General features: G+C 69.1%; 23 protein-coding genes. 14 read left to right on the forward strand and 9 right to left on the reverse strand.

All coding sequences use genetic code 11. From position 1 onward, the window contains the following. Positions 1 to 19 precede the first annotated feature (19 nt). Together JNO53_RS11485 and JNO53_RS11490 are read left to right on the forward strand one after the other, a co-directional pair. Complete coding sequence (locus JNO53_RS11485; RefSeq protein WP_338015349.1) at positions 20 to 769, forward strand: glycerophosphodiester phosphodiesterase family protein; 750 nt, start codon at positions 20 to 22, stop codon at positions 767 to 769. Next, positions 766 to 1,905: a GNAT family N-acetyltransferase gene (locus JNO53_RS11490; RefSeq protein WP_203111147.1), complete on the forward strand. Its 1,140-nt coding sequence runs from the start codon at positions 766 to 768 to the stop codon at positions 1,903 to 1,905. Before JNO53_RS11485 ends, JNO53_RS11490 begins: the two co-directional genes overlap by 4 nt. On the opposite strand, the gene JNO53_RS11495 is transcribed toward JNO53_RS11490, so the two are convergent. Next, positions 1,906 to 2,235 (reverse strand): hypothetical protein, encoded by a 330-nt coding sequence (locus JNO53_RS11495; RefSeq protein WP_203111149.1) that lies wholly within the window; start codon positions 2,233 to 2,235, stop codon positions 1,906 to 1,908. Positions 2,236 to 2,527: 292 nt separating this feature from the next. Between JNO53_RS11495 and dksA the strand changes: the two genes are divergently transcribed. The 6 genes from dksA to kynU all read left to right on the forward strand — a co-directional run bounded on the left by dksA (position 2,528) and on the right by kynU (position 7,502). Continuing rightward, on the forward strand, positions 2,528 to 2,986 hold the full coding sequence (gene dksA, locus JNO53_RS11500; protein WP_203111159.1) for an RNA polymerase-binding protein DksA: 459 nt from the start codon (positions 2,528 to 2,530) through the stop codon (positions 2,984 to 2,986). Between the two features lie 134 nt (positions 2,987 to 3,120). After that, positions 3,121 to 3,498: a PilZ domain-containing protein gene (locus JNO53_RS11505; RefSeq protein WP_203111167.1), complete on the forward strand. Its 378-nt coding sequence runs from the start codon at positions 3,121 to 3,123 to the stop codon at positions 3,496 to 3,498. Between the two features lie 53 nt (positions 3,499 to 3,551). Beyond that, positions 3,552 to 5,024, forward strand: coding sequence for an ABC transporter substrate-binding protein (locus JNO53_RS11510; protein ID WP_203111170.1), 1,473 nt, complete (start codon positions 3,552 to 3,554; stop codon positions 5,022 to 5,024). Positions 5,025 to 5,041: 17 nt separating this feature from the next. Continuing rightward, entirely contained in the window at positions 5,042 to 5,458 is a 417-nt protein-coding gene (locus JNO53_RS11515; RefSeq protein ID WP_203111173.1) for a DUF4112 domain-containing protein, read from the forward strand. 35 nt (positions 5,459 to 5,493) lie between these two features. Beyond that, positions 5,494 to 6,285 carry a tryptophan 2,3-dioxygenase gene (locus JNO53_RS11520; protein ID WP_203111177.1) on the forward strand — a complete coding sequence of 264 codons (792 nt, stop codon included), beginning with the start codon at positions 5,494 to 5,496 and terminating at the stop codon, positions 6,283 to 6,285. Next, entirely contained in the window at positions 6,285 to 7,502 is a 1,218-nt protein-coding gene (gene kynU / locus JNO53_RS11525; RefSeq protein WP_203111180.1) for a kynureninase, read from the forward strand. The genes JNO53_RS11520 and kynU overlap by 1 nt, the downstream gene beginning before the upstream one ends. Positions 7,503 to 7,526: 24 nt before the next feature. Here the strand turns inward: kynU and JNO53_RS11530 are convergent, their stop codons facing one another. Next, positions 7,527 to 8,108: a hypothetical protein gene (locus tag JNO53_RS11530; protein WP_338015345.1), complete on the reverse strand. Its 582-nt coding sequence runs from the start codon at positions 8,106 to 8,108 to the stop codon at positions 7,527 to 7,529. 49 nt (positions 8,109 to 8,157) lie between these two features. Beyond that, positions 8,158 to 8,763, reverse strand: a complete 606-nt coding sequence (locus JNO53_RS11535) for an HNH endonuclease (RefSeq protein WP_203111183.1) — start codon at positions 8,761 to 8,763, stop codon at positions 8,158 to 8,160. Positions 8,764 to 8,887: 124 nt separating this feature from the next. Between JNO53_RS11535 and gluQRS the strand changes: the two genes are divergently transcribed. The 5 genes from gluQRS to JNO53_RS11560 are packed head-to-tail and all read left to right on the forward strand — an operon-like array spanning position 8,888 to position 11,875. Beyond that, positions 8,888 to 9,721, forward strand: a complete 834-nt coding sequence (gene gluQRS, locus JNO53_RS11540) for a tRNA glutamyl-Q(34) synthetase GluQRS (RefSeq protein ID WP_203111416.1) — start codon at positions 8,888 to 8,890, stop codon at positions 9,719 to 9,721. 13 nt (positions 9,722 to 9,734) lie between these two features. Then, positions 9,735 to 9,965: an HIG1 domain-containing protein gene (locus tag JNO53_RS11545; protein WP_203111186.1), complete on the forward strand. Its 231-nt coding sequence runs from the start codon at positions 9,735 to 9,737 to the stop codon at positions 9,963 to 9,965. Positions 9,966 to 9,983: 18 nt separating this feature from the next. After that, positions 9,984 to 10,553, forward strand: coding sequence for a cob(I)yrinic acid a,c-diamide adenosyltransferase (locus JNO53_RS11550; protein ID WP_203111189.1), 570 nt, complete (start codon positions 9,984 to 9,986; stop codon positions 10,551 to 10,553). A gap of 60 nt (positions 10,554 to 10,613) precedes the next feature. Beyond that, positions 10,614 to 11,483, forward strand: coding sequence for a 3-hydroxybutyryl-CoA dehydrogenase (locus JNO53_RS11555; protein WP_203111192.1), 870 nt, complete (start codon positions 10,614 to 10,616; stop codon positions 11,481 to 11,483). Positions 11,484 to 11,536: 53 nt separating this feature from the next. Further along, the gene (locus tag JNO53_RS11560; RefSeq protein WP_203111195.1) at positions 11,537 to 11,875 is read left to right on the forward strand and encodes a hypothetical protein; all 339 of its coding nucleotides are present in this window, start codon (positions 11,537 to 11,539) and stop codon (positions 11,873 to 11,875) included. Here the strand turns inward: JNO53_RS11560 and JNO53_RS11565 are convergent, their stop codons facing one another. Genes JNO53_RS11565 through mutS form a run of 3 tightly spaced genes read right to left on the reverse strand, consistent with a single transcriptional unit; the run spans position 11,876 to position 15,257 of the window. Beyond that, complete coding sequence (locus tag JNO53_RS11565) at positions 11,876 to 12,262, reverse strand: YidH family protein (protein WP_203111197.1); 387 nt, start codon at positions 12,260 to 12,262, stop codon at positions 11,876 to 11,878. Continuing rightward, positions 12,240 to 12,623 (reverse strand): hypothetical protein, encoded by a 384-nt coding sequence (locus tag JNO53_RS11570; RefSeq protein WP_203111200.1) that lies wholly within the window; start codon positions 12,621 to 12,623, stop codon positions 12,240 to 12,242. The genes JNO53_RS11565 and JNO53_RS11570 overlap by 23 nt, the downstream gene beginning before the upstream one ends. Before the next feature lie 27 nt (positions 12,624 to 12,650). Beyond that, complete coding sequence (gene mutS, locus JNO53_RS11575) at positions 12,651 to 15,257, reverse strand: DNA mismatch repair protein MutS (RefSeq protein WP_203111203.1); 2,607 nt, start codon at positions 15,255 to 15,257, stop codon at positions 12,651 to 12,653. Between the two features lie 116 nt (positions 15,258 to 15,373). Between mutS and JNO53_RS11580 the strand changes: the two genes are divergently transcribed. Then, complete coding sequence (locus JNO53_RS11580) at positions 15,374 to 17,638, forward strand: NADP-dependent malic enzyme (RefSeq protein ID WP_203111206.1); 2,265 nt, start codon at positions 15,374 to 15,376, stop codon at positions 17,636 to 17,638. A gap of 3 nt (positions 17,639 to 17,641) precedes the next feature. On the opposite strand, the gene JNO53_RS11585 is transcribed toward JNO53_RS11580, so the two are convergent. From JNO53_RS11585 to trmB, 3 genes are all read right to left on the reverse strand, one after another. Continuing rightward, positions 17,642 to 18,118, reverse strand: a complete 477-nt coding sequence (locus tag JNO53_RS11585) for a hypothetical protein (protein ID WP_203111209.1) — start codon at positions 18,116 to 18,118, stop codon at positions 17,642 to 17,644. A 10-nt stretch (positions 18,119 to 18,128) separates the two neighbouring features. Then, positions 18,129 to 18,518: a DUF6152 family protein gene (locus JNO53_RS11590; protein ID WP_203111213.1), complete on the reverse strand. Its 390-nt coding sequence runs from the start codon at positions 18,516 to 18,518 to the stop codon at positions 18,129 to 18,131. Between the two features lie 88 nt (positions 18,519 to 18,606). Next, a complete protein-coding gene (gene trmB / locus JNO53_RS11595) occupies positions 18,607 to 19,308 on the reverse strand; it encodes a tRNA (guanine(46)-N(7))-methyltransferase TrmB (RefSeq protein WP_203111224.1) in 702 nt (233 codons plus the stop codon). Positions 19,309 to 19,319: the final 11 nt, after the last annotated feature.

Consider the following 19,319-nt stretch of genomic DNA (forward strand, 5'->3'; position numbering starts at 1 on the left):
GTGCTCTAAGCTGAATCCGATCGACGCATGGCGGGCACCGGCCCCTGATCCCCGGCGGGTCGAATGGCTCGCGCGGTGGACTTATGCCCACCGCGGGCTCCATTCGCCCGGCGTGCCGGAGAACTCGCCCTCGGCCTTCGCCGAGGCGATGGCGCGCGGGCTCGGGATCGAGTGCGACGTGCAGCGCACCGGCGACGGGCGCGCTGCGGTGTTCCACGACTGGGAGTTCGACCGGCTGACCGACGCGCGCGGCGCGGTGATCCGCCGGCCCTTGGCGGAGATCGAGGCGATCGCGCTCTCCGGCAGCAGCGACCGGATTCCCTCGCTCGAACGCACGCTGGCGCAAGTCGGGGGCAGGGTGCCCGTGCTGATCGAGCTCAAGTCCAAGCGCGAACGGCGGGTCGCGCCGCTGTGCCTTGCCGTGCGCCGTGCGCTCGACGGCTATCAGGGGCTGCATGCGGTGATGAGCTTCGACCCGCGCGTGTCGCGCTGGTTCTCGGTCCACGCGCCCCGCACGGTGCGCGGGCTGGTCGTGACCGAGGAGGACGATCGGGGCCTCGCCGGCCTCTGGCGGCGCCACGCGGCGCTGTGGCACGCGCGGCCCGATTTCCTCGCCTACGACGTGCGCGACCTGCCGAGCCGCTTCCCCGAAGGCCAGCGCAAGCGCGGCCTGCCGGTCCTGACCTGGACCGTCCGCTCGCCCGAACTCCGCGACCGCGCCGCGCTGCACGCCGACGCACCCATTGCCGAGGGAGAGGGATTGGCGTGAGCGACGGCGAGCCGCGCGTGCGCACCGCCGAGTCGGTCGGCTCGCTGCCGCGCGCCGAGTGGGACGCGATCGCCGGCACGGACAATCCGTTCGTTTCCTACGACTTCCTCACCGCGCTCGAGGATTCGGGCAGCGTCGGGCCCGAAACGGGCTGGCTGCCGCTGCCGATCGTGGTCGAGCGCGGGCCGGACCACCGGCTCGCCGCCGCCATGCCGACTTACGTGAAGTCGCACAGCCAGGGCGAATATGTGTTCGATCACGCCTGGGCCGATGCCTACGAGCGCGCGGGCGGGGCCTATTACCCGAAGCTGCAGATCGCCGTCCCGTTCACGCCCGCGACCGGGCCGCGGCTGCTGGCGTCCACGCCGGGCGACGCGGAAGTGCTCCTGCGCGCGGCCGAATGGGTCTGCGGCCATTTCAAGCTCTCCTCGGCCCACGCCACTTTCATCGAACCGGCGCAGCGCGCGCTGTTCGAGCAGGCAGGCTGGATGCTGCGGAGCGACATCCAGTTCCATTGGGAGAACCGCGGCTACGACAGCTTCGAGGCCTTCCTCGGCGCGCTGAGCTCGCGCAAGCGCAAGGCGATCCGCAAGGAACGCGCCGCCGCGCAGGAGGGGCTGGAGATCCGCCACCTGACCGGCGACGCGATCAGGCCGGAGCACTGGGACGCGTTCTGGGACTTCTATCAGGACACCGGCGCGCGAAAGTGGGGGCATCCCTACCTGACGCGCGAGGCCTTCACCCTGCTCGGCGAGCGGATGGCGGACCGCATCCTGCTGGTCTTCGCCTACGAGGACGGGGTGCCGATCGCCGGCGCGCTCAACGTGATCGGCGGGACGACGTTGTTCGGCCGCTACTGGGGCTGCACCACCGAGCGGCGCTTCCTCCATTTCGAGCTATGCTACTACCAGGCGATCGACGCCGCGATCGAGCGCGGGCTCGCGCGGGTCGAGGCCGGCGCGCAGGGCGGGCACAAGCTCATGCGTGGCTACGAACCGGTCGAGACCTGGTCGGCCCACTGGATCGCCGATCCCGGCTTCCGCGACGCGGTGGCCGATTTTCTCGAGCGCGAGCGCGAAGGCGTCTCGCTCGACCGTTCGTTCATGGCCGAGCGGACGCCGTTCCGGAAAGACTAGCTAGGCTACCTTGCGCTCGCCTTCGCTGAGCCAGTTGCGCGCGCGGCGCTGTGCCTCGGCGATCTCGCGGGCGGTCATTTCCTCGGAAACCTCGGCCCGGCAGCCGGCGGCCGCCTCGTGCCCGCCCAGTGCGGCGAGGTTGAACCACTTGTGCGCCTCGACCAGGTCGCACGGCGCGCCGTGGCTGCCGGTCGAAAAGGCGACGCCGAGATCGAAATAGGCGGCCGGATCGCCGCGTGCCGCCGCGGCGAGGCAGCGCGCGACCAGCATCTCGGCTGCGGCCATATCGGCGGGCATTGCCATGCCGCCCTCGATCGGAATCAGTTCCATGTGTCGGTTCCCCCCAAGAAATCCGGCGATCCCCCATCGCCCATGAAGCCGACTTTCGGCACTCATGGTCAACAAACCGTTAACGCCGCGGCGGGGATGTCGCGGGCGAGAGAGGGGCCGCCGTTAGGCCTGGCTTAATTTTCGTGCGGCTAGCGCGCGGCATCGATTGTCGCTTGTGCGTGCTTTTGCCCCCGCCTATAGGCGCGCCCAACGCGAAGGCCAGGGTCGCCGGAATGCGCCGGAGATCCGACAGACAAGCGCCGGCCGCGGCCGGCAGGGTTGAGAGGCAACTATGGCGTCCGCGATGTCCAACGACATCGAAGTTCTCGAAAAGGCCCGAAAATCGGTCGCGGCGGACTATGTGCCGCGCGAAGACGAGCCTTACATGAGCGAGCAGCAGGTCAACTTCTTCCGCAAGCTCCTCCTCGAATGGAAACGGTCGATCCTCGATGCTTCCTCGGCGACGTTGCAGTCGCTGCAGGACGGCCCGATCCGCGAGCCCGATCTCAACGATCGCGCCTCGAGCGAGGCGGACTGGGGGATCGAACTGCGCACCCGCGACCGGCAGCGCAAGCTGATCGCCAAGATCGATGCGGCGCTGCGCCGGATCGATGCGGGTGAGTACGGCTACTGCGAGGTGACGGGCGATCCGATCGGCATCCGCCGCCTGATCGCGCGGCCGGTCGCGACGATGACGGTCGAGGCCCAGGAAGCGCACGAGCGGCGCGAGAAGATCTCCCGCGACGACTGATCGGGCGCCGGCTTCGGCCGGTGTGCAAACAGGCTTAAAGCTTCCTTAGCCAATCGCGTCTAAGCCGATTCGGACCCGCGGGTCGCTCGGCGGCGCGGAATTTTTGGACCGAGGAAAGGGCAGGAAAACCGCGAATGTCCGGCGTCGACACCAGACACGTCCCACGCGACAGCCTGTTCCTGCTCGCATCGCTTCGCCTCGACGGCGACGCGGCGGAGCACCGCGTCAAGGTCCGCAACCTTTCCGCAGGCGGCATGATGGCCGAAGGCGACGTGCGGGTGGAGCGGGGCGCGCGGCTTTCGGTCGACTTGCGCAATGTCGGCTGGGTCGACGGCACGGTCGCCTGGGTCCAGGACAAGCGCTTCGGCATCGCCTTTGCCGAAGAGATCGACGCCAGCCGCGTCCGTGCGCAGGTTGCCTCGCCCGACGCGGGCACGCCGCGCTTTACCAAACCCGCCTCGATCATGCCGCTGCACGGTGCGGTCGATCCTTCGCGCCTGCGCAAGCTCTGATCCCGTTCTTCGCGGCTGACCTCGCCCGGTTTGCTTGCTAGGCCATTGCGGAGATGAGACTCCGCACGCTGGCCCTGTTCCTTTTCTCGCCCCTCGCGCTCGCCGGCTGCGGCGGCGTGGGCGACGACGATCTGGTCGATGTCGTCTTCATCGGCCAGCCGGAAGAGCTGGAGGAGGACGGGCTGCGCCTCTCCCCCGCCGGGCAGCACTTGCGCGCCGCGACCGCGGAAGGGCTCGTCTCGCTCGATGCCAACGGCAACGTCGTGCCCGCGGTCGCCGAGCGCTGGATCGTTACCGACGATGGTCTCAGCTACATCTTCCGCCTGCGCAATTCGGACTGGGCGGACGGCACGCCCATCGAATCGGAGGACGTCCGCGCCGAACTGGGGCGGACGATCGCGCGGCTCAGCGGCACCTCGCTCGGGCTCGATCTCGCCAAGATCCGGGAAGTGCGGGCGATGACCGGGCGCGTGATCGAGATTCGCCTGTGGAGCCCGATGCCCGATCTGCTGCAGGTCCTCGCCCAGCCGGAGCTCGGGCTGCGCCGCAATGGGCGCGGCACCGGCCCGATGGCCGCCAATCCCACCGACGAGGCGTGGGTCCTGCGGCCCCGGCCGCCCGAATCGCGCGGCCTGCCCGCCGATCCGGAATGGAGCCAGCGCATTCGCCAGCTTCGCCTGCGCGCGATGCCCGCGGAGCAGGCGGTCGCGGCGTTCGAATCAGGCGGGGCCGATCTCGTGCTCAACGGCCGGCTCGCCAATCTTCCGCTGGCCGACGTCGGCGCGCTCTCGCGCGGAACCGTCCGGCTCGACGCGGCGCTCGGCCTGTTCGGCTTGCGCGTCCATTCGCGCGAGGGCCTGCTCGCCGATGCCGCGCGGCGCGAGGCGGTGGCCATGGCGATCGACCGCGAGACGCTGCTCCAGCCGTTCAACATCGGGGGCTGGATTCCCACGACCCGGATCGTCGCCCCGGGCCTGCCCGACGACATCGGGACGATCGACGAGCGCTGGGTCGACCTGACGCTGGAGGAACGCCGCGCGCAGGCCGCGCAGCGTGTCGCCGCATGGCTGGGGGAGGGCGAGGAACGCTCCGCCCGGGCGACCATCGCGCTGCCGCCCGGCCCGGGGTCCGGCCTGCTGTTCCGCGAGCTGGCGGCGGACCTGGCCGCGATCGGCATCCGCCTCGAACGGATAGAGGACGCGGGCGAGGCCGATCTCACCCTGGTCGACCGGGTGGCCCGCTACGGCAGCGCGCGCTGGTTCCTCAACCAGTTCAACTGCGAACTCGACACCGGCCTCTGCGTGCCCGAAGCCGACGCGCGCGTGGCCGAGGCGCGGTCGCAGATCGACCCGATGGTGCGCGCCGCGCTGTTCGCCGAGGCCGAGGCCGAGCTCGCCGCGAGCAACGTCTATATCCCGATCGGCGCGCCGATCCGCTGGTCGCTGGTCCGCGGCGGGATCGAGGGGTTCCAGGAAAACCGCTGGAACGTCCATCCCTTGCTCCCGCTCGCGCTCCGTCCCATCTAGGAAACGAGGAGAAACGCATGGACGAGCGCCAGCAACCCCGCGCGATGGGCGTCGAATTGCCCCTCGGCACCGATCCGCACTCGGTCCGCAAGCGGATCGAGGCGATGGAGACGCTGCTGGAACGCAGTTTCCGCATTCCCGGGATCAACTATCCGGTCGGGCTCGACTCGATCGCCGGGCTCGTGCCCGTGGTCGGCGACCTCGTGACCGCGGCGATGGGCGCCTACATCGTGTGGGAAGCGCGCAATCTCGGCATGCCCAAATGGAAGCTCTGGCGCATGGCAGGCAACGTCGCGTTCGATACGGCGATCGGCGCGATTCCCATCGCCGGCGACGCCTTCGACCTCCTGTTCCGCTCCAACACGCGTAACCTGAAGATCGTCCGCAAGCACCTCGACAAGCACCATCCGGCGACCCGCGTGATCGAGGGATAGTTTCACTCGCAATCGCTTCGCGCTAGGGACGTCGCATGGCCCGCGACGTCACCTATTCGTCCTACCTCGATCTCGACCGCATCCTGGCGGCGCAGCACCCGGTGTCGGGCGCGCACGACGAGATGCTGTTCATCATCGTCCACCAGGCGAGCGAGCTGTGGCTCAAGCTCTGCCTGCACGAGCTTCAGTCCGCGCGCGAGCACATCGCCGCCGACACGCTGCGCCCGGCGTTCAAGATGCTCGCCCGCGTCGCCCGCGCGCAGGGGCAGTTGATCCAGAGCTGGGACGTGCTCTCGACGATGACGCCGCACGACTATTCGACCGTGCGGCCGTACCTCGGCAGTTCGAGCGGGTTCCAGTCGGCGCAGTACCGGCTGATGGAATTCCTCCTCGGCGGGCGCAATCCGGACATGGTGACGATCCACGAGGCGACGCCGGAAGTGGCCGATGCACTGCGCGCCGAACTTGCCCGTCCGAGCCTCTATGCCGAGGCGATCCGCCTGCTCGCCCGGCGCGGTTTCGCGATACCGGACGAAGTGCTCGACCGCGACCACCAGGGCCCCTGGCAGCACTCACCCGCGGTCGAAGCGGCCTGGGCCGAAATCTATCGCGACCCTTCGGCACACTGGGATCTCTACGAACTTGCCGAGAAGCTGGTCGACCTCGAATACCATTTCCAGCGCTGGCGCTTCGGCCACCTGAAGACGGTCGAGCGCATCATCGGCTTCAAGCGCGGCACTGGCGGCACGCCCGGCGTCCCCTACCTCGAAGGCGTGCTGAAGCAGGCGTTCTTCCCCGAGCTGCTCAGCGTGAGGACGGCGATCTGATGCTGGCCGAGGCCCGCGCCCTCGACGCCGCCGATCCGCTGCGCGAATACCGCGCGCGGTTCGATCTGCCCGAGGGAGTGATCTACCTCGATGGCAACTCGCTGGGAGCGCTGCCGAAAGTCACTCCGGACCGGATGGCGCGGGTGATCCGCGGCGAATGGGGCGAGGGTTTGATCCGGAGCTGGAACAGCGCGGGCTGGATCGGCATGCCGCAGCGCGTCGGTGGGAAGATCGCCCCGCTGATCGGCGCCGCGCCGGACGAAGTGATCGCCTGCGACAGCACTTCGGTGAACCTGTTCAAGCTGATCGCGGCCGCGCTCAGCATGCGGCCCGGGCGCAAGGTCGTGCTATCCGAACCGGGCAATTTCCCGACCGATCTCTACATGATCGCGGGGCTCGAGGCGCGGGGGCTCGCCGAACGCCGCCTCGCCCCGCGCGAGCGGATCGCCGAGGCGCTGGACGGCGACGTGGCGCTGCTGCTGCTGACCCACGTCCATTACAAGACCGGCGCGATCTTCGACATGGCCGCGCTCACCCGCGCTGCGCACGAGGCCGGCGCGTTGGTCCTGTGGGACCTGTCGCACAGCGCCGGCGCGATCCCGGTGGACCTTGAGGCGTGCGGCGCCGATTTCGCAGTCGGCTGCGGCTACAAGTATCTCAACGGCGGCCCCGGCGCCCCGGCCTTCGCCTATGCCGCACGCCGCCACCACGAGGCGCTGGAGCAGCCGCTGACTGGCTGGATGGGGCACGCCGCGCCCTTCGCCTTCGCTGACGATTACGCGCCCGCGCCGGGTGTGGACCGCCTGCTCGCCGGCACCCCCCCAATCCTCGGCCTCGCAGCGCTCGAATGCGGCGTAGAGCTGGCCGCCGAAATCGGCATCGAGCGTCTGGCGGCGAAATCGCGCGCTTTATCCGAGTTCTTCCGCACCTGCCTCGACAGCCTCGGCGTCGAACTCGACCTCGCCAGCCCGACCGACCCGGCACAGCGCGGCAGCCAGCTCTCCTTCCGCCACCCGGAAGCCTACGCGATCTGCCAGGCTCTGATCGCCCGCGGCGTCATCGGCGACTTCCGCGACCCCGATATCCTGCGCCTCGGCTTCGCGCCTGCCTACGTCTCGTTCGAGGATGTGGCACAGGCAGCGCAGCACCTCGCCGAAGTGCTCGAAACCGGCGAATGGCAACGCGAGGAGTTTCGGGAGCGGGCGGTCGTGACCTGACAGTTCGGCGGACTAGGCTACCGGTTACTCGCCCGCGTCGCGCGTTGTAAGCTCGGCTAGCCGCTCCTCCTGCATCGCGATGGTTGGGACCCGCGAGGCTTCCCGCATGGCGTCGCTTAGCAGCTCTCGCGCAAAAGGCTCTTGGGACCAGCCATCGTTTCGCTTCTGGAACTGGGTTCCGTAGATTTGCGGCTGCCCGATAGCCATGAGGTAGCGGTCCAGAGTCGCGGCGGCGATCCAGGTTGCCTCCTCCTTCCCTCGGGCCACCGCGACAAGCGCCAATGCGTGTGCCTTCAGATAATCCGATGGCTCACCGCCATGCTGGAAGACGAAGGCAGCGTGGTAGAAGTCATCTCCACTACGTAGTTCGCCGGCACCGAGCAGTTCACCGACGCGTTTCCTGCGTGCCGCGTCCTCTTTGGCAACGGTGACCCATTCGATGTCCGGCCCCTTGCGCGCGGCCTGATCCGCTTCGAAGATCGCGGTCATTTCGGGGTTGGTCGGCCGGTGGGCAGTCTGCGACGCGATGTCCTTGCGGGGCTCCTGCGCTGCGGCTGGCGCCGTGAGCAAAAGCACCGATAGCCAGGTCAGTTTTCGAAGTATCACGATTGCCTCCCCCTAAAAGCGCAGATCGTGCCGATCTGCCGACGCGGTCTCACTCCTCCAGCTCGATGTCCCAATAGAGCCAGTCGCGCCAGGTTTCGTGGAGGTAGTTCGGCGGGAAGGCCTTGCCGCGTTCCTGCAATTGCCAGCTTGTCGGGCGGATCGGGCTGACGATCGGCATGTGCGCCTGGCGGGGCGTGCGGCCGCCCTTTTTCATGTTGCAGGGGGCGCAGGCGGTGATGATGTTCTCCCAGGTCGTCTTGCCGCCCAGGCGGCGGGGCACGACGTGGTCGAACGTCAGATGCTCGGGGCTGCCGCAGTACTGGCAGGCGAAGCGGTCGCGCAGGAACACGTTGAAGCGCGTGAAGGCGGGGAATTCCGAATGCTTCACGTACTGCTTGAGCGCGATCACGCTCGGGATCTTCATGTCGAGCGAGGGCGAATGGACCTCCCGCTCGTAGGTCGCGACTACGTCCACCCGGTCGAGGAAGATCGCCTTGATTGCCGTCTGCCACGGCCACAGGCTCAGCGGATAGTACGAGAGCGGCGTGAAGTCGGCGTTGAGGACGAGCGCCGGGCATGCCGACAAGCTGCGTGTCGGATCTTCCTCGGCGCTCCTGAACCGCGCCGCCCGTTCGATCAGTTCGGCCTTGAACACGTTCGCGTGTCCTCCCTGATGCGTCGAAGGGAGCACTTGCCGCAAAACGCGTCAAGACTGTTACAGGAGCGGAATCCACAAGCTTTTTCCGCGAGTCGCGGCTTTTGCGCCACGGAGGCAACCTCTGACCGTCACCCGCTTCGCTCCCAGCCCGAACGGCTCGCTGCATCTCGGGCACGCCTTCTCGGCGATCATCGCACACGATATCGCGCGGGAGAAAGGCGGGCGTTTCCTGCTCAGGATCGAGGACATCGACGGGGCGCGCAGCAGGCCGGAACTCGCGGAGGAATTCCGTGCCGATCTGGCCTGGCTGGGGCTCGAATGGGACGAGGTCGTTCCCCAATCGGCGCGGCTGCCGAGCTATGCCGCAGCCGCCGACCGGTTGCGGAGCGAGGGCCTGCTCTACCCCTGCACCTGCACCCGGGCGGAGATCGCCGCGGCGGCGAAGGCCATCGGCCCCGAAGGCCCGGTCTATCCCGGAACCTGCAAGGGCCGCGCCGTCGACACGAGCGAACCGGTCGCCTGGAGGCTCGACGTGGCAGAGGCTCTCGCGCGCACCGGCCCGCTGAGCTGGACCGACGAGCGCGCCGGCGTGCAGCAGGCCGATCCGGCGCGCCTCGGCGACGTGGTGCTGGTGCGCAAGGACCGCGAGACGCCGGCGAGCTACCACCTCGCCGCCACGCTCGACGATGCGGCGGATGGCGTTACGCTGGTGACGCGCGGGCGCGACCTGTTCGCTGCGACCCACGTCCACCGCCTGCTCCAGGCGTTGCTCGGCCTGCCGGTGCCGACCTGGCATCATCACCCGCTGCTGCTCGACCCGGACCGCCGCAAGCTGGCCAAGCGCCGCAATTCGCCTTCGCTGGCGGACCGCCGCCGGGCGGGCGAGGACGGACTCGCGCTCGCCGCCGATCTGCGCGCGAGGCGCTTCCCCGCTGGCATTTCCCTCGGCGAGTGATTACATTGCGCAGATGACCACACTGCTCGTCATCGTCCTCGTCGTCCTCATGGGACTGGTCGTCTATTCACTGGTGCGCGGCATCGTCGCCTTCCTCAAGAGCACCAAGATCGACCTCGAACGCGAGGATACCGGCGTCGCGACCGAGATGCAGTTGATGCAGAACAAGATGATGTTCGCGCGCATCAAGTACCAGGCGCTGGCGGTGCTGGTCGTGGCGGTCCTGCTCGCCGTTTCCAGCTAGGCGGCACCGGCGCCGCGCGTGGTCAAGCTCAACAAGATCTACACCCGCACCGGCGACGACGGCACCACGGGCCTCGTCGACGGTTCGCGCACGGCCAAGCATTCGCTGCGCATCGCCGCGATCGGCAAAGTCGACAGCGCGAACAGCGCGCTGGGGTTCGCGGCGGTCGCGCTCTCGGACGGCGACCATGCCGCGACGATCTACCGCATCCAGAACGACCTGTTCGATCTCGGCGCCGACCTCGCCACGCCGGGGGAGGACTTCGCGCCCTCCGAGATGACGCTGCGGATCGTGCAGGCGCAGGTCGACTGGCTGGAAGGCCGGATCGACCGCATCAACGCGCGGCTCGAGCCGCTCAGGAGCTTCGTGCTCCCCGGCGGCACCGAAGCGGCGGCCCGCGTCCATGTCGCCCGCGCCTCGGCGCGTGAGGCGGAACGGGCGATGACCGCCCTGGCGGAGCGCGAGCCGGCCAATCCCGCGGCGCTGGCCTACATCAATCGCCTGTCGGACTATCTCTTCGTCCTTGCCCGCGCGCTCAATGCGGACGGCGCGGACGACGTGAAATGGGTGCCCGGCGCCAACCGCTAGCCAGCGTGCCGCCGAGCCGCTAACAGCCCCCTTCTGCTGCAACTGCGAAGGGTTTTGCGAATGCGAAAGGTCGGGATCATCGGAGCGGGCCAGATGGGCTCCGGCATAGCGCAGACCGTCGCGCAGCGCGGGATCGACGTCCTGCTTGCCGATGTCGAGCTGAGTGTGGCCGAGAAGGCGAAGGCCGGGATCGACCGCACGCTCGGCAAGCTTGTCGGCAAGGGCAAGATCGAGGGCGCCGAAGCGGAGGCCGCGCTGGCGCGGATCACCCCCGTCGCCGGCTACGAGACCATGGCGGATGCCGAGCTGATCATCGAAGCCGCGACCGAGCGCGAGGAGATCAAGCGCGCAATCTTCGAGGCGGCGGGCAAGATCCTGGCGCAGGATGCGATCCTCGCCAGCAACACCAGCTCGATCCCGATCACCCGCATGGCCAAGTGGTCGCCCGACCCGGCGCGCTTCATCGGCCTCCATTTCTTCAATCCCGTGCCGGTGATGGGGCTGATCGAGGTCATCCCCGGCCTCGCCACCTCCGACGAGACGACCGCCCGCACGCGCGCTTTCGCCGAGCGTCTCGGCAAGGAAGTCGTGCTCTCGCAGGACGAGCCCGGCTTCGTCGTCAACCGCATCCTCCTGCCCATGCTCAACGAGGCGGTCTTCGTGCTCGGGCAGGGCACCGCCAGCATCGAGGACATCGACAAGGGCTGCCGGCTCGGCCTCAACCATCCGATGGGGCCGCTGCAGCTCGCCGATTTCGTCGGCCTCGACACCTGTTTCGAAATCATCCAGGTGCTCCACAAGACGACCGGCGATCCCAAGTACCGCCCGGCGCCGCTGCTGGTGAAATACGTCGAGGCGGGCTGGCTCGGCCGCAAGACGGGCCGCGGTTTCTACGACTATTCGGGCGAAGAGCCGGTTCCGACGCGCTGAACGGCGGAACGGCTGGGGCGCACCGGCCGTTGGCTCTGCGAAGGAGAACTCGCATGGCCGACAAACCCGTGAAGAGCCAGGAAGAGCGCCAGGCCGACCTCGCGCCCGAGACGCACAACGCCGAGCAGGACGATCACGGCGAGCAGACGCAGGACGTCGCGGAGGACGCGATGAAGCCCTCCGAGCGGAGCCCCACCGAGAGCGAGAAGGACGATAATTCCAGCGGTCTGATGGACGATTCGACCCAGGACGTGGTCGACCACATGCGCGATATGGAAAGTTCGGGCCGGATCGACATGGACGCCTACCGCGGCGAGCCGAACCACGACGACAACGTCGACAAGTATGGCAAGGCGCACAAGCCGGACGGCCTGCGCGGGGACGGCACCTAGTCAGAGATCGCCGTCGTTGAGCAGCCAGAGGCCCGCGACCAGGATCGTCGAGCCCAGCATGACGGCGAAGGCCAGCAGCCGGAAATTGGGTGACGACGCACGCTCGATCGAGTGGGGATGAAGCCGCTCCAGCGTTCGGCAGGCCCGCCGCTGGGCGGCGAAGGCGAGTGCCGCGCCCGCCAGGATGAACAACGTCGCGATCGCCTTGGCGAGCCAGGGAGGCTGGAAATCGCCGAACAGTGCGTGAAAGCCGATGCCGATGCCGATCGCGGCGAAGGCCGTGCGGATCCACCCGGCGAAGGTGCGCTCCATCGCCATGATGTTGCGGTCTTCGGCATACTGGGTCCGCTCGACCGCGAGCTCGCTACGATCCGGGGCCTTCGACATCGGAGGGGAGCATAGGCGCCTCTTCCCCGGCTTCAAGGATCAGGCCGTCGTCCGGCCCTTCGTGCACGATGGGCGGCGTGGTGTCGAACCCCTGCGCATCGTCGATCAGTTCCGCCTCGGGCGTGAAGCTTCCGCGATCGACCGGCTCGCTGAACGCACGCTCGGGCGGGATGAGCTCGGGAGAGGGCAGGTCTTCCCGCAGCTCGGCCGGTTCCGGCGGTGCCTCGGCGCGCTGCCGATCGGCCACCCGGTCGAGCAGCCCGCCGCCGTCCTCGCTGCCGACGAGCGCGGCGGCCGCCAGCAGGATCAGGCCGGCGAGGGCGAGCGCCGCCCATCGGTTGCGGAACGGGTCGAAATACATCGCGCGGGAGCGGATAGCGCCGAATGCTTAAGGTTCGGTGGAGGCGGCGTCCTGCTTGAGCGCGTAGAGCGCATCGAGCGCATCGCGCGGGGAGAGGGCGTCCACGTCGAGCTCCCGCAAGCGGTCGCGCAGGGTGTCGCGGCGCTCCTCCTGCACGGCGCTGGCCGCGGCGAACAGCGGCAGGTCGCCAAGCCCTGCGGCGAGACCGCCGGTTTCGGCGCGTCCTTTTTCCAGCCGGTCGAGAACCGACTTCGCACGCGCCACGACCGCGTCGGGCACCCCGGCGAGCCGCGCCACGGCAAGCCCGTAGCTGCGGTCCGCAGGCCCCTGTGCCAGTTCGTGCAGCAGCACCAGATCGCCCTTCCACTCGCGCGCGCGGACGTGGTGGAGACTCAGCGCCTCGCAGCTCTCCGCGAGGCGGGACAGCTCGTGGTAGTGCGTGGCGAAGAGGCAGCGGCAGCGGTTGGTCTCGTGCACCGCCTCGACCACGGCCCATGCGAGTGCGAGACCGTCGTAGGTGGACGTGCCGCGGCCGACTTCGTCGAGGATCACGAAGCTCCGCTCCGTGGCCTGCGACAGGATCGCTGCGGTCTCGACCATCTCGACCATGAACGTCGAGCGCCCGCGCGCGAGGTTGTCCGAGGCGCCGACGCGGCTGAACAGGCGGTCGACCAGCCCGATGCGGGCGCTCGCGGCGGGCACGAAGCAGCCTGCCTGCCCCAGCAGCACGATCAGCGCGTTCTGCCGCAGGAAGGTCGACTTGCCGCCCATGTTCGGTCCGCCGATCAGCCACAGCCGGTCCTGGCCGTCCAGCCGGCAGTCGTTGGCGACGAAGCGCTCGCCGCCTTTCGCCAGCGCCTGTTCGACCACCGGATGGCGGCCCCCGGCGATCTCGAGGCAGCGATCCTCCAGAATCTCCGGCCGGCACCAGTCGCCCTCGGCGGCGCGCTCGGCGTTGCCGGCCGCGACGTCCAGCCGGGCGAGGGCGGCCGCGGTCGCCGCGATCGCCTCGCGCGCGTCGATCACCGCGGCGGTGAGCTCCTCGAAGTGCGCTTCCTCGGCCGCCAGCGCATGACCGCCGGCCTCGGCGATGCGTGCGGCTTCCTCGTGCAGGCCGAGCGAATTGAAGCGCACCGCGCCGGCCATGGTCTGGCGGTGAGTGAAGCCGCTGTCGGAGGCCATTAGTGCATCGGCGTGTTTCGCGGGCACTTCGATGAAATAGCCAAGCACGCCGTTGTGCTTGATCTTGAGCGCCGCGATCCCGGTATCCTCGCGGTAGCGCCCTTCGAGCGCAGCGATCGCGCGGCGGGCATTGCCGGAGGTTTGCCGCAGCTCGTCGAGCGCCGCGTCGTAGCCCTCGGCGATGAACCCGCCGTTCTGCCGCTCGGTCGGCGGAGCGGGGACCAGCGCGCGCTGGAGCAGGTCGACCAGCGCGCCGTGCCCGCCCATCGCCGGCAGCAGCCGTTCGAGCAGGGCGGGACGGTCGGGCTTGCCTTGCAGGTAATCGCGAACCCGCCGCGCCTCGGCCAGACCGTCGCGCACCTGGCCGAGATCGCGTGGGGATCCGCGCCCGGCGACGATCCGGCCGAGCGCGCGGCCGATGTCGGGCAGGGCGCGCAGGACCTCGCGCAAGTCGGCGCGCAGCAGCGGATCGGCATGGAGCCAGCCGACCAGCGCCAGCCGCGCCTCGATCGCGGCGCGGTCGGTCAGCGGGGCGGAGAGGTCGTCCGCGAGTTGCCGTGCGCCCGCGCCGGTCGCGCAGCGGTCGATCGCCGCGATCAGGCTTCCCTGCCGCCCGCCGCGCTGGGCCTCGAGGATCTCGAGGCTCGCGCGGGTCGCCTCGTCCATCGCCATCGCGGAGTCGCTTTCGCGCGCCACGGGAGGCAAGAGCAGCGGAAGCTTGCCGCGCCCGGCGTGATCGAGATAGGCGAGCAGCCCGCCCGCGGCCGCCAACATCGGGCGCGTGAACGCGCCGAACCCGTCGAGCGTCGCGACCCCGTGCACCGCCTTGAGCCGCGCCTCGCCCGCGTCGCTGGCGAAGTCCTGCCGCGCGCGCTCGATCGCCTCCGCCGGCCGCGCGTCCCAGTCCTCGGGCGCGACGACTTCGCTCGGGCCGAGGCGGGCCAGCGCCGCGCCGAGCCGGTCCGGTGCGCATTCCTCCAGTTCCATCCGCCCGGTCGAGATGTCGACCGCCGCAATGCCGATCGTGCCGCGCAGCTCGCAGACCGCGACGAGCATGTTCGCGCGGCGCGGCTCCAGCAAGGCCTCCTCGGTCAGCGTGCCCGCGGTGACGAAGCGCACGATGTCGCGCCGCACCAGCGTCTTGGACCCGCCGCGCTTCTTCGCCTCCTCGGGCGTCTCGACCTGCTCCGCGATCGCCACGCGGCAGCCCGCCTTGATCAGCCGCGCGAGATAGCTTTCGGCCGAATGCGCCGGCACGCCGCACATCGGCACCGCCTCGCCGCCGTGCTCGCCGCGGCTTGTGAGCGCGATGTCGAGGATCGCGGCGGCCTGACGCGCGTCGTCGAAGAACAGCTCGAAGAAGTCGCCCATGCGGTAGAACAGCAGACACCCTTCGGCCTCGCGCTTGAGCGCGTGGTACTGCTCCATCATCGGGGTCGACTTGCCCGCCATGCGCAGGGGCCTAGCGTTGCCGCGCGCGATTCGGAAAGGGGAGCGGCGCGCCTTTCCCCTACCGCTCGCAGGCCTGGGCCGTTAAGGGTCGCGCCACAGTTCAGGAGACACGCACTTTGGCCGAGGAAAAACAGGCGGGCTTCACCGCACGCGAGGCGCTTTTCTACCACGAGACGATCCGGCCCGGTAAGATCGAGATCATCGCGTCGAAGCCGATGGCGACCCAGCGCGACCTCAGCCTGGCCTATTCCCCGGGCGTAGCCGCGCCGGTGGAAGCCATCGCCGAAGATCCCGCCAACGCCGCGCGTTACACCGCGCGTTCGAACCTCGTCGCGGTGATTTCCAACGGCACCGCGATCCTCGGCCTCGGCAATCTCGGCGCGCTGGCCTCGAAGCCGGTGATGGAAGGCAAGGCGGTGCTGTTCAAGCGCTTCGCCGACGTCGACTCGATCGACATCGAGCTCGCCACCGAAGACCCGGACAAGATCATCGAAGCGGTCGCGCTGATGGAGCCGAGCTTCGGCGGCATCAATCTTGAGGACATCAAGGCGCCCGAGTGCTTCATCATCGAGCAGGCCCTGCGCGAGCGGATGAACATCCCGGTCATGCACGACGACCAGCACGGCACCGCGATCATCGCCGCCGCGGGCCTGATCAACGCCTGCTACCTGACCGGGCGCGATTTCAAGGACGTGCGGATGGTGGTCAACGGCGCAGGCGCCTCTGCGCTCGCCTGCACCGCGCTGATCAAGGCGATCGGCGTGCCGCACGACCACGTCATCGTCTGCGACCGCTCGGGGCCGATCTACCGCGGCCGCACCGATTCGATGGACCAGTGGAAGAGCGCGCATGCGGTCGACACCGACGCGCGCAGCCTGGAAGAGGCGCTGGTCGGCGCCGACATCTTCCTCGGCCTCAGTGCCGCCGGCGCGCTCAAGCCCGAGTGGGTCGACGGAATGGCCCAGCAGCCGATCATCTTCGCGATGGCCAATCCGGTGCCGGAGATCATGCCCGACGAGGCCAAGGCCGTGCGCCCCGACGCGATCATCGCCACCGGCCGCAGCGACTTTCCCAACCAGGTCAACAACGTGCTCGGCTTCCCCTTCATCTTCCGCGGCGCGCTCGACGTGCAGGCGACCGCGATCAACGAGGAGATGAAGATCGCCGCGGCGCATGCGATCGCGAAGCTGGCGCGCGAACGCGTGCCGGACGAGGTCGCCGCGGCCTACGGCAAGAACCACGCCTTCGGCACCGACTACATCATTCCCGCACCGTTCGATCCGCGGCTGATGGAAGTCGTCTCCTCCGCCGTGGCGCAGGCGGCGATGGACACCGGCGTCGCGCTGGCGCCGATCGCGGACATGGACGCCTACCGCATGTCGCTGAAGGCGCGGCTCAATCCGACGACCTCGGCGCTGACCAACACCTACGAGCTGGCCCGCGCCAACCCGAAGCGCGTGGTGTTCGCGGAAGCGGAGGAGGACATCGTGCTGCGCGCTGCGATCCAGTTCCGCGACTTCGGCTACGGGACGCCGGTGCTCGTCGGCCGGACCGAGAAGGTCAGGGAGAAGCTGGTCGAGCTGGCGGTCGACGATCCGGACGAGTGGGAGATCCAGAACTCGGCCGATTCCGAGCTCGTTCCGGCCATGGTCGACTATCTCTACCAGCGGCTCCAGCGCAAAGGGCGGACCGAGCGCGACGTGCGCCGCATCGTCAACCAGGACCGCAACGTCTTCGCCGCGCTGCTGGTCGCGCTCGGCCACGGCGATGCGATGATCTCCGGCCTCACGCGGACCTTTTCGCAGACCGCGCGCGAGGTGAACCTGGTGCTCGACCCGAAGCCGGGGCAGGTGCCGTTCGGGATCCACATGATGGTCGGCAAGAACCACACGACTTTCCTTGCCGACACCACGATCAACGAACGGCCGACCGCGGAGCAGCTCGCGCACATCGCGCGTGAGACCGCCGCGGTCGCCCGGCGCATGGGCCACGAACCGCGCGTCGCGTTCCTCTCCTACTCGACCTTCGGCAACCCCTCGGGCCAGTGGCTGAACAATATCCGCGACGCGGTCGCCGTGCTCGATGCCGAGCAGCCCGATTTCGAATACGAAGGCGAGATGGCGCCCGACGCGGCACTCAACCCCAAGGTCATGGCGCTCTATCCGTTCAGCCGCCTGTCCGGCCCGGCCAACGTGCTGATCATGCCGGGGCTGCAGTCGGCCAATCTCTCGGCCAAGCTGCTGCGCGAACTGGCCGGCGACGCGACGATCGGCCCGATGCTGATCGGCATGGAAAAGCCGGTCCAGATCGCCCCGATGACCGCCATCGCGCCCGACGTGCTGACCCTGGCCGTGCTGGCCGCGGCGGGCGTGGTGGGCTGACGGTTAGAAGGCGATGAGGCGGCCGGCGAAGATGGCGGCCGTCCACAGAGCGATCGACAGCGCCGCGGAAGCCCGCAGGCGCCAGCCGACCGGCGCGTCGTCGCGGACGAGAGCCTTCCAGCCCTCGCTGCGGTGGAGCAGGAGCGCGTGCACGGTGCCGAGGCCGACCAGCGACACTTTCGCAAGGAAGGCGCTGTTGGCCGCGTAGTCGAACGGCTCGACCGTGAAGAGCAGGAATCCGGTCAGCGCCGCGAGCACCAGGCCGGAGGCGGCCACGCGGGGAAGGGCGAGCGCGAGGGGCCGCGCCGGTATTGCCGGAAACGCGCCGAGAAGCCTCAGGTCGAGCGCGAGGATCGACCCGAACAGCGTCGCCAGCCCCAGGATGTGCGCAGCGTTGACCAGCGGATAGACGTAGCGCGAGGCCGCGAGCGCTTCGGCCAAGGGCGAAACCTCGAGCCACGCGAGCGCCGCGTCGATCATCGTGCGCGGATCAGCCCGCGGGTTTCAGCGACTTGGGCCGGTCCGGATAGACGTCGTAGGTCTTGCCGTTGACGGTGATGGTCTCGGCCTTGAACACCAGCTCGCCGGCGTCGCGCGAGCGATGGCCGGTGAACGTCGCCTTGTCGCCCGGCTTCGCCACGCCCTTCACGAAGCCCGCTCTCGCCGAGGCCGATGGCGGGGCGAGATCGACCTCCCACACTCCTTGCGCATTGCGGAGCTTGAGGCTGGCGTGCGGATTGCCGTGGTCGATCGAGACGATCGTGCCCGAGAGGCGGCTTTCCTTCTCCTCGGTCCAGTTCCAGCCGTGATGAGCCATCGCGGTCGCGGGAAGTAGCAGCGCGGCCGCCGCGAGGAGCTTGAGGGAGCGCAGGTCCGGCATAGTCTCTCTCCAGTCGGTCGCCCGACCGATAGCAGAAATTTGGCGCCGTGTCCCGGCTGCGTTGCGCTGCCTCGCCGGCCGCCGCAAGTCACCGCCGCCGATAGCGGAAGTACCAGACCTCGTGGCCGTAGACGTTGCGGGCCTTGGCTTCGTAGCGGGTCTCGCACCAGCCGCTCGGGCGGTTCTGCCAGCTCTCTGGGCCTTCGACGAGCCATTCGAACGCGTCGCTATGGCGGCGCATGACCATCAGCGCGTGGCGCAGGTAGACCGGGTGGTCGGTGCCGAAGCGGAATTCGCCGCCGGGTTTGAGTTTGGCGGCGATCATTTCGACCGGGCCGTCGTTCATCATCCGTCGCTTGGCATGGCGCGCCTTGGGCCAGGGATCGGGATGGAGCAGGTAGAGCATCGTCAGCGATCCGTCGGGGATGCGCGAGAGCACTTCCAGCGCATCGCCGTGGTGCAGGCGCACGTTGGCGAGGCCGCCGTCGCGGACATGGACGAGCGCCTGCGCGACGCCGTTGATGAAGGGTTCGGCGCCGATGAAGCCGTGGTCGGGCAGCAGGTCGGCCCGGTAGGCAAGGTGCTCGCCGCCGCCGAAGCCGATCTCGAAATGCAGCGGGCGATCATAGCCAAACAGCCGCTCGGCCGTCACCGGTCCTTCGGCCGGCACCGCGATCTGCGGCAGCAGCTTGTCGACCAGTTCGGCCTGCCCCTTGCGCAGCGGCTTGCCCTGGCTGCGGCCGTAGAGCCGGTTGAGCGTGGTCGGATCGCCGGGCTTGTTCGCGGTCATGCCGCGCCCGA

The organism is Altererythrobacter sp. C41 (assembly GCF_016803135.1).
Classification (GTDB): Bacteria; Pseudomonadota; Alphaproteobacteria; order Sphingomonadales; family Sphingomonadaceae; genus Pelagerythrobacter.

Bases quoted from the DNA above. Each gene is read 5' to 3' on its own strand.
- JNO53_RS11545 (WP_203111186.1), top strand. From the start codon at position 9,735: ATGACCACACTGCTCGTCATCGTCCTCGTCGTCCTCATGGGACTGGTC.
- JNO53_RS11560 (WP_203111195.1), top strand. From the start codon at position 11,537: ATGGCCGACAAACCCGTGAAGAGCCAGGAAGAGCGCCAGGCCGACCTC.
- JNO53_RS11570 (WP_203111200.1), bottom strand. From the start codon at position 12,623: ATGTATTTCGACCCGTTCCGCAACCGATGGGCGGCGCTCGCCCTCGCC.
- JNO53_RS11555 (WP_203111192.1), top strand. From the start codon at position 10,614: ATGCGAAAGGTCGGGATCATCGGAGCGGGCCAGATGGGCTCCGGCATA.
- JNO53_RS11590 (WP_203111213.1), bottom strand. From the start codon at position 18,518: ATGCCGGACCTGCGCTCCCTCAAGCTCCTCGCGGCGGCCGCGCTGCTA.
- JNO53_RS11510 (WP_203111170.1), top strand. From the start codon at position 3,552: ATGAGACTCCGCACGCTGGCCCTGTTCCTTTTCTCGCCCCTCGCGCTC.
- JNO53_RS11520 (WP_203111177.1), top strand. From the start codon at position 5,494: ATGGCCCGCGACGTCACCTATTCGTCCTACCTCGATCTCGACCGCATC.
- kynU (WP_203111180.1), top strand. From the start codon at position 6,285: ATGCTGGCCGAGGCCCGCGCCCTCGACGCCGCCGATCCGCTGCGCGAA.
- dksA (WP_203111159.1), top strand. From the start codon at position 2,528: ATGGCGTCCGCGATGTCCAACGACATCGAAGTTCTCGAAAAGGCCCGA.
- JNO53_RS11565 (WP_203111197.1), bottom strand. From the start codon at position 12,262: ATGTCGAAGGCCCCGGATCGTAGCGAGCTCGCGGTCGAGCGGACCCAG.
- JNO53_RS11505 (WP_203111167.1), top strand. From the start codon at position 3,121: ATGTCCGGCGTCGACACCAGACACGTCCCACGCGACAGCCTGTTCCTG.
- JNO53_RS11515 (WP_203111173.1), top strand. From the start codon at position 5,042: ATGGACGAGCGCCAGCAACCCCGCGCGATGGGCGTCGAATTGCCCCTC.
- JNO53_RS11495 (WP_203111149.1), bottom strand. From the start codon at position 2,235: ATGGAACTGATTCCGATCGAGGGCGGCATGGCAATGCCCGCCGATATG.
- trmB (WP_203111224.1), bottom strand. From the start codon at position 19,308: ATGACCGCGAACAAGCCCGGCGATCCGACCACGCTCAACCGGCTCTAC.
- JNO53_RS11585 (WP_203111209.1), bottom strand. From the start codon at position 18,118: ATGATCGACGCGGCGCTCGCGTGGCTCGAGGTTTCGCCCTTGGCCGAA.
- mutS (WP_203111203.1), bottom strand. From the start codon at position 15,257: ATGGCGGGCAAGTCGACCCCGATGATGGAGCAGTACCACGCGCTCAAG.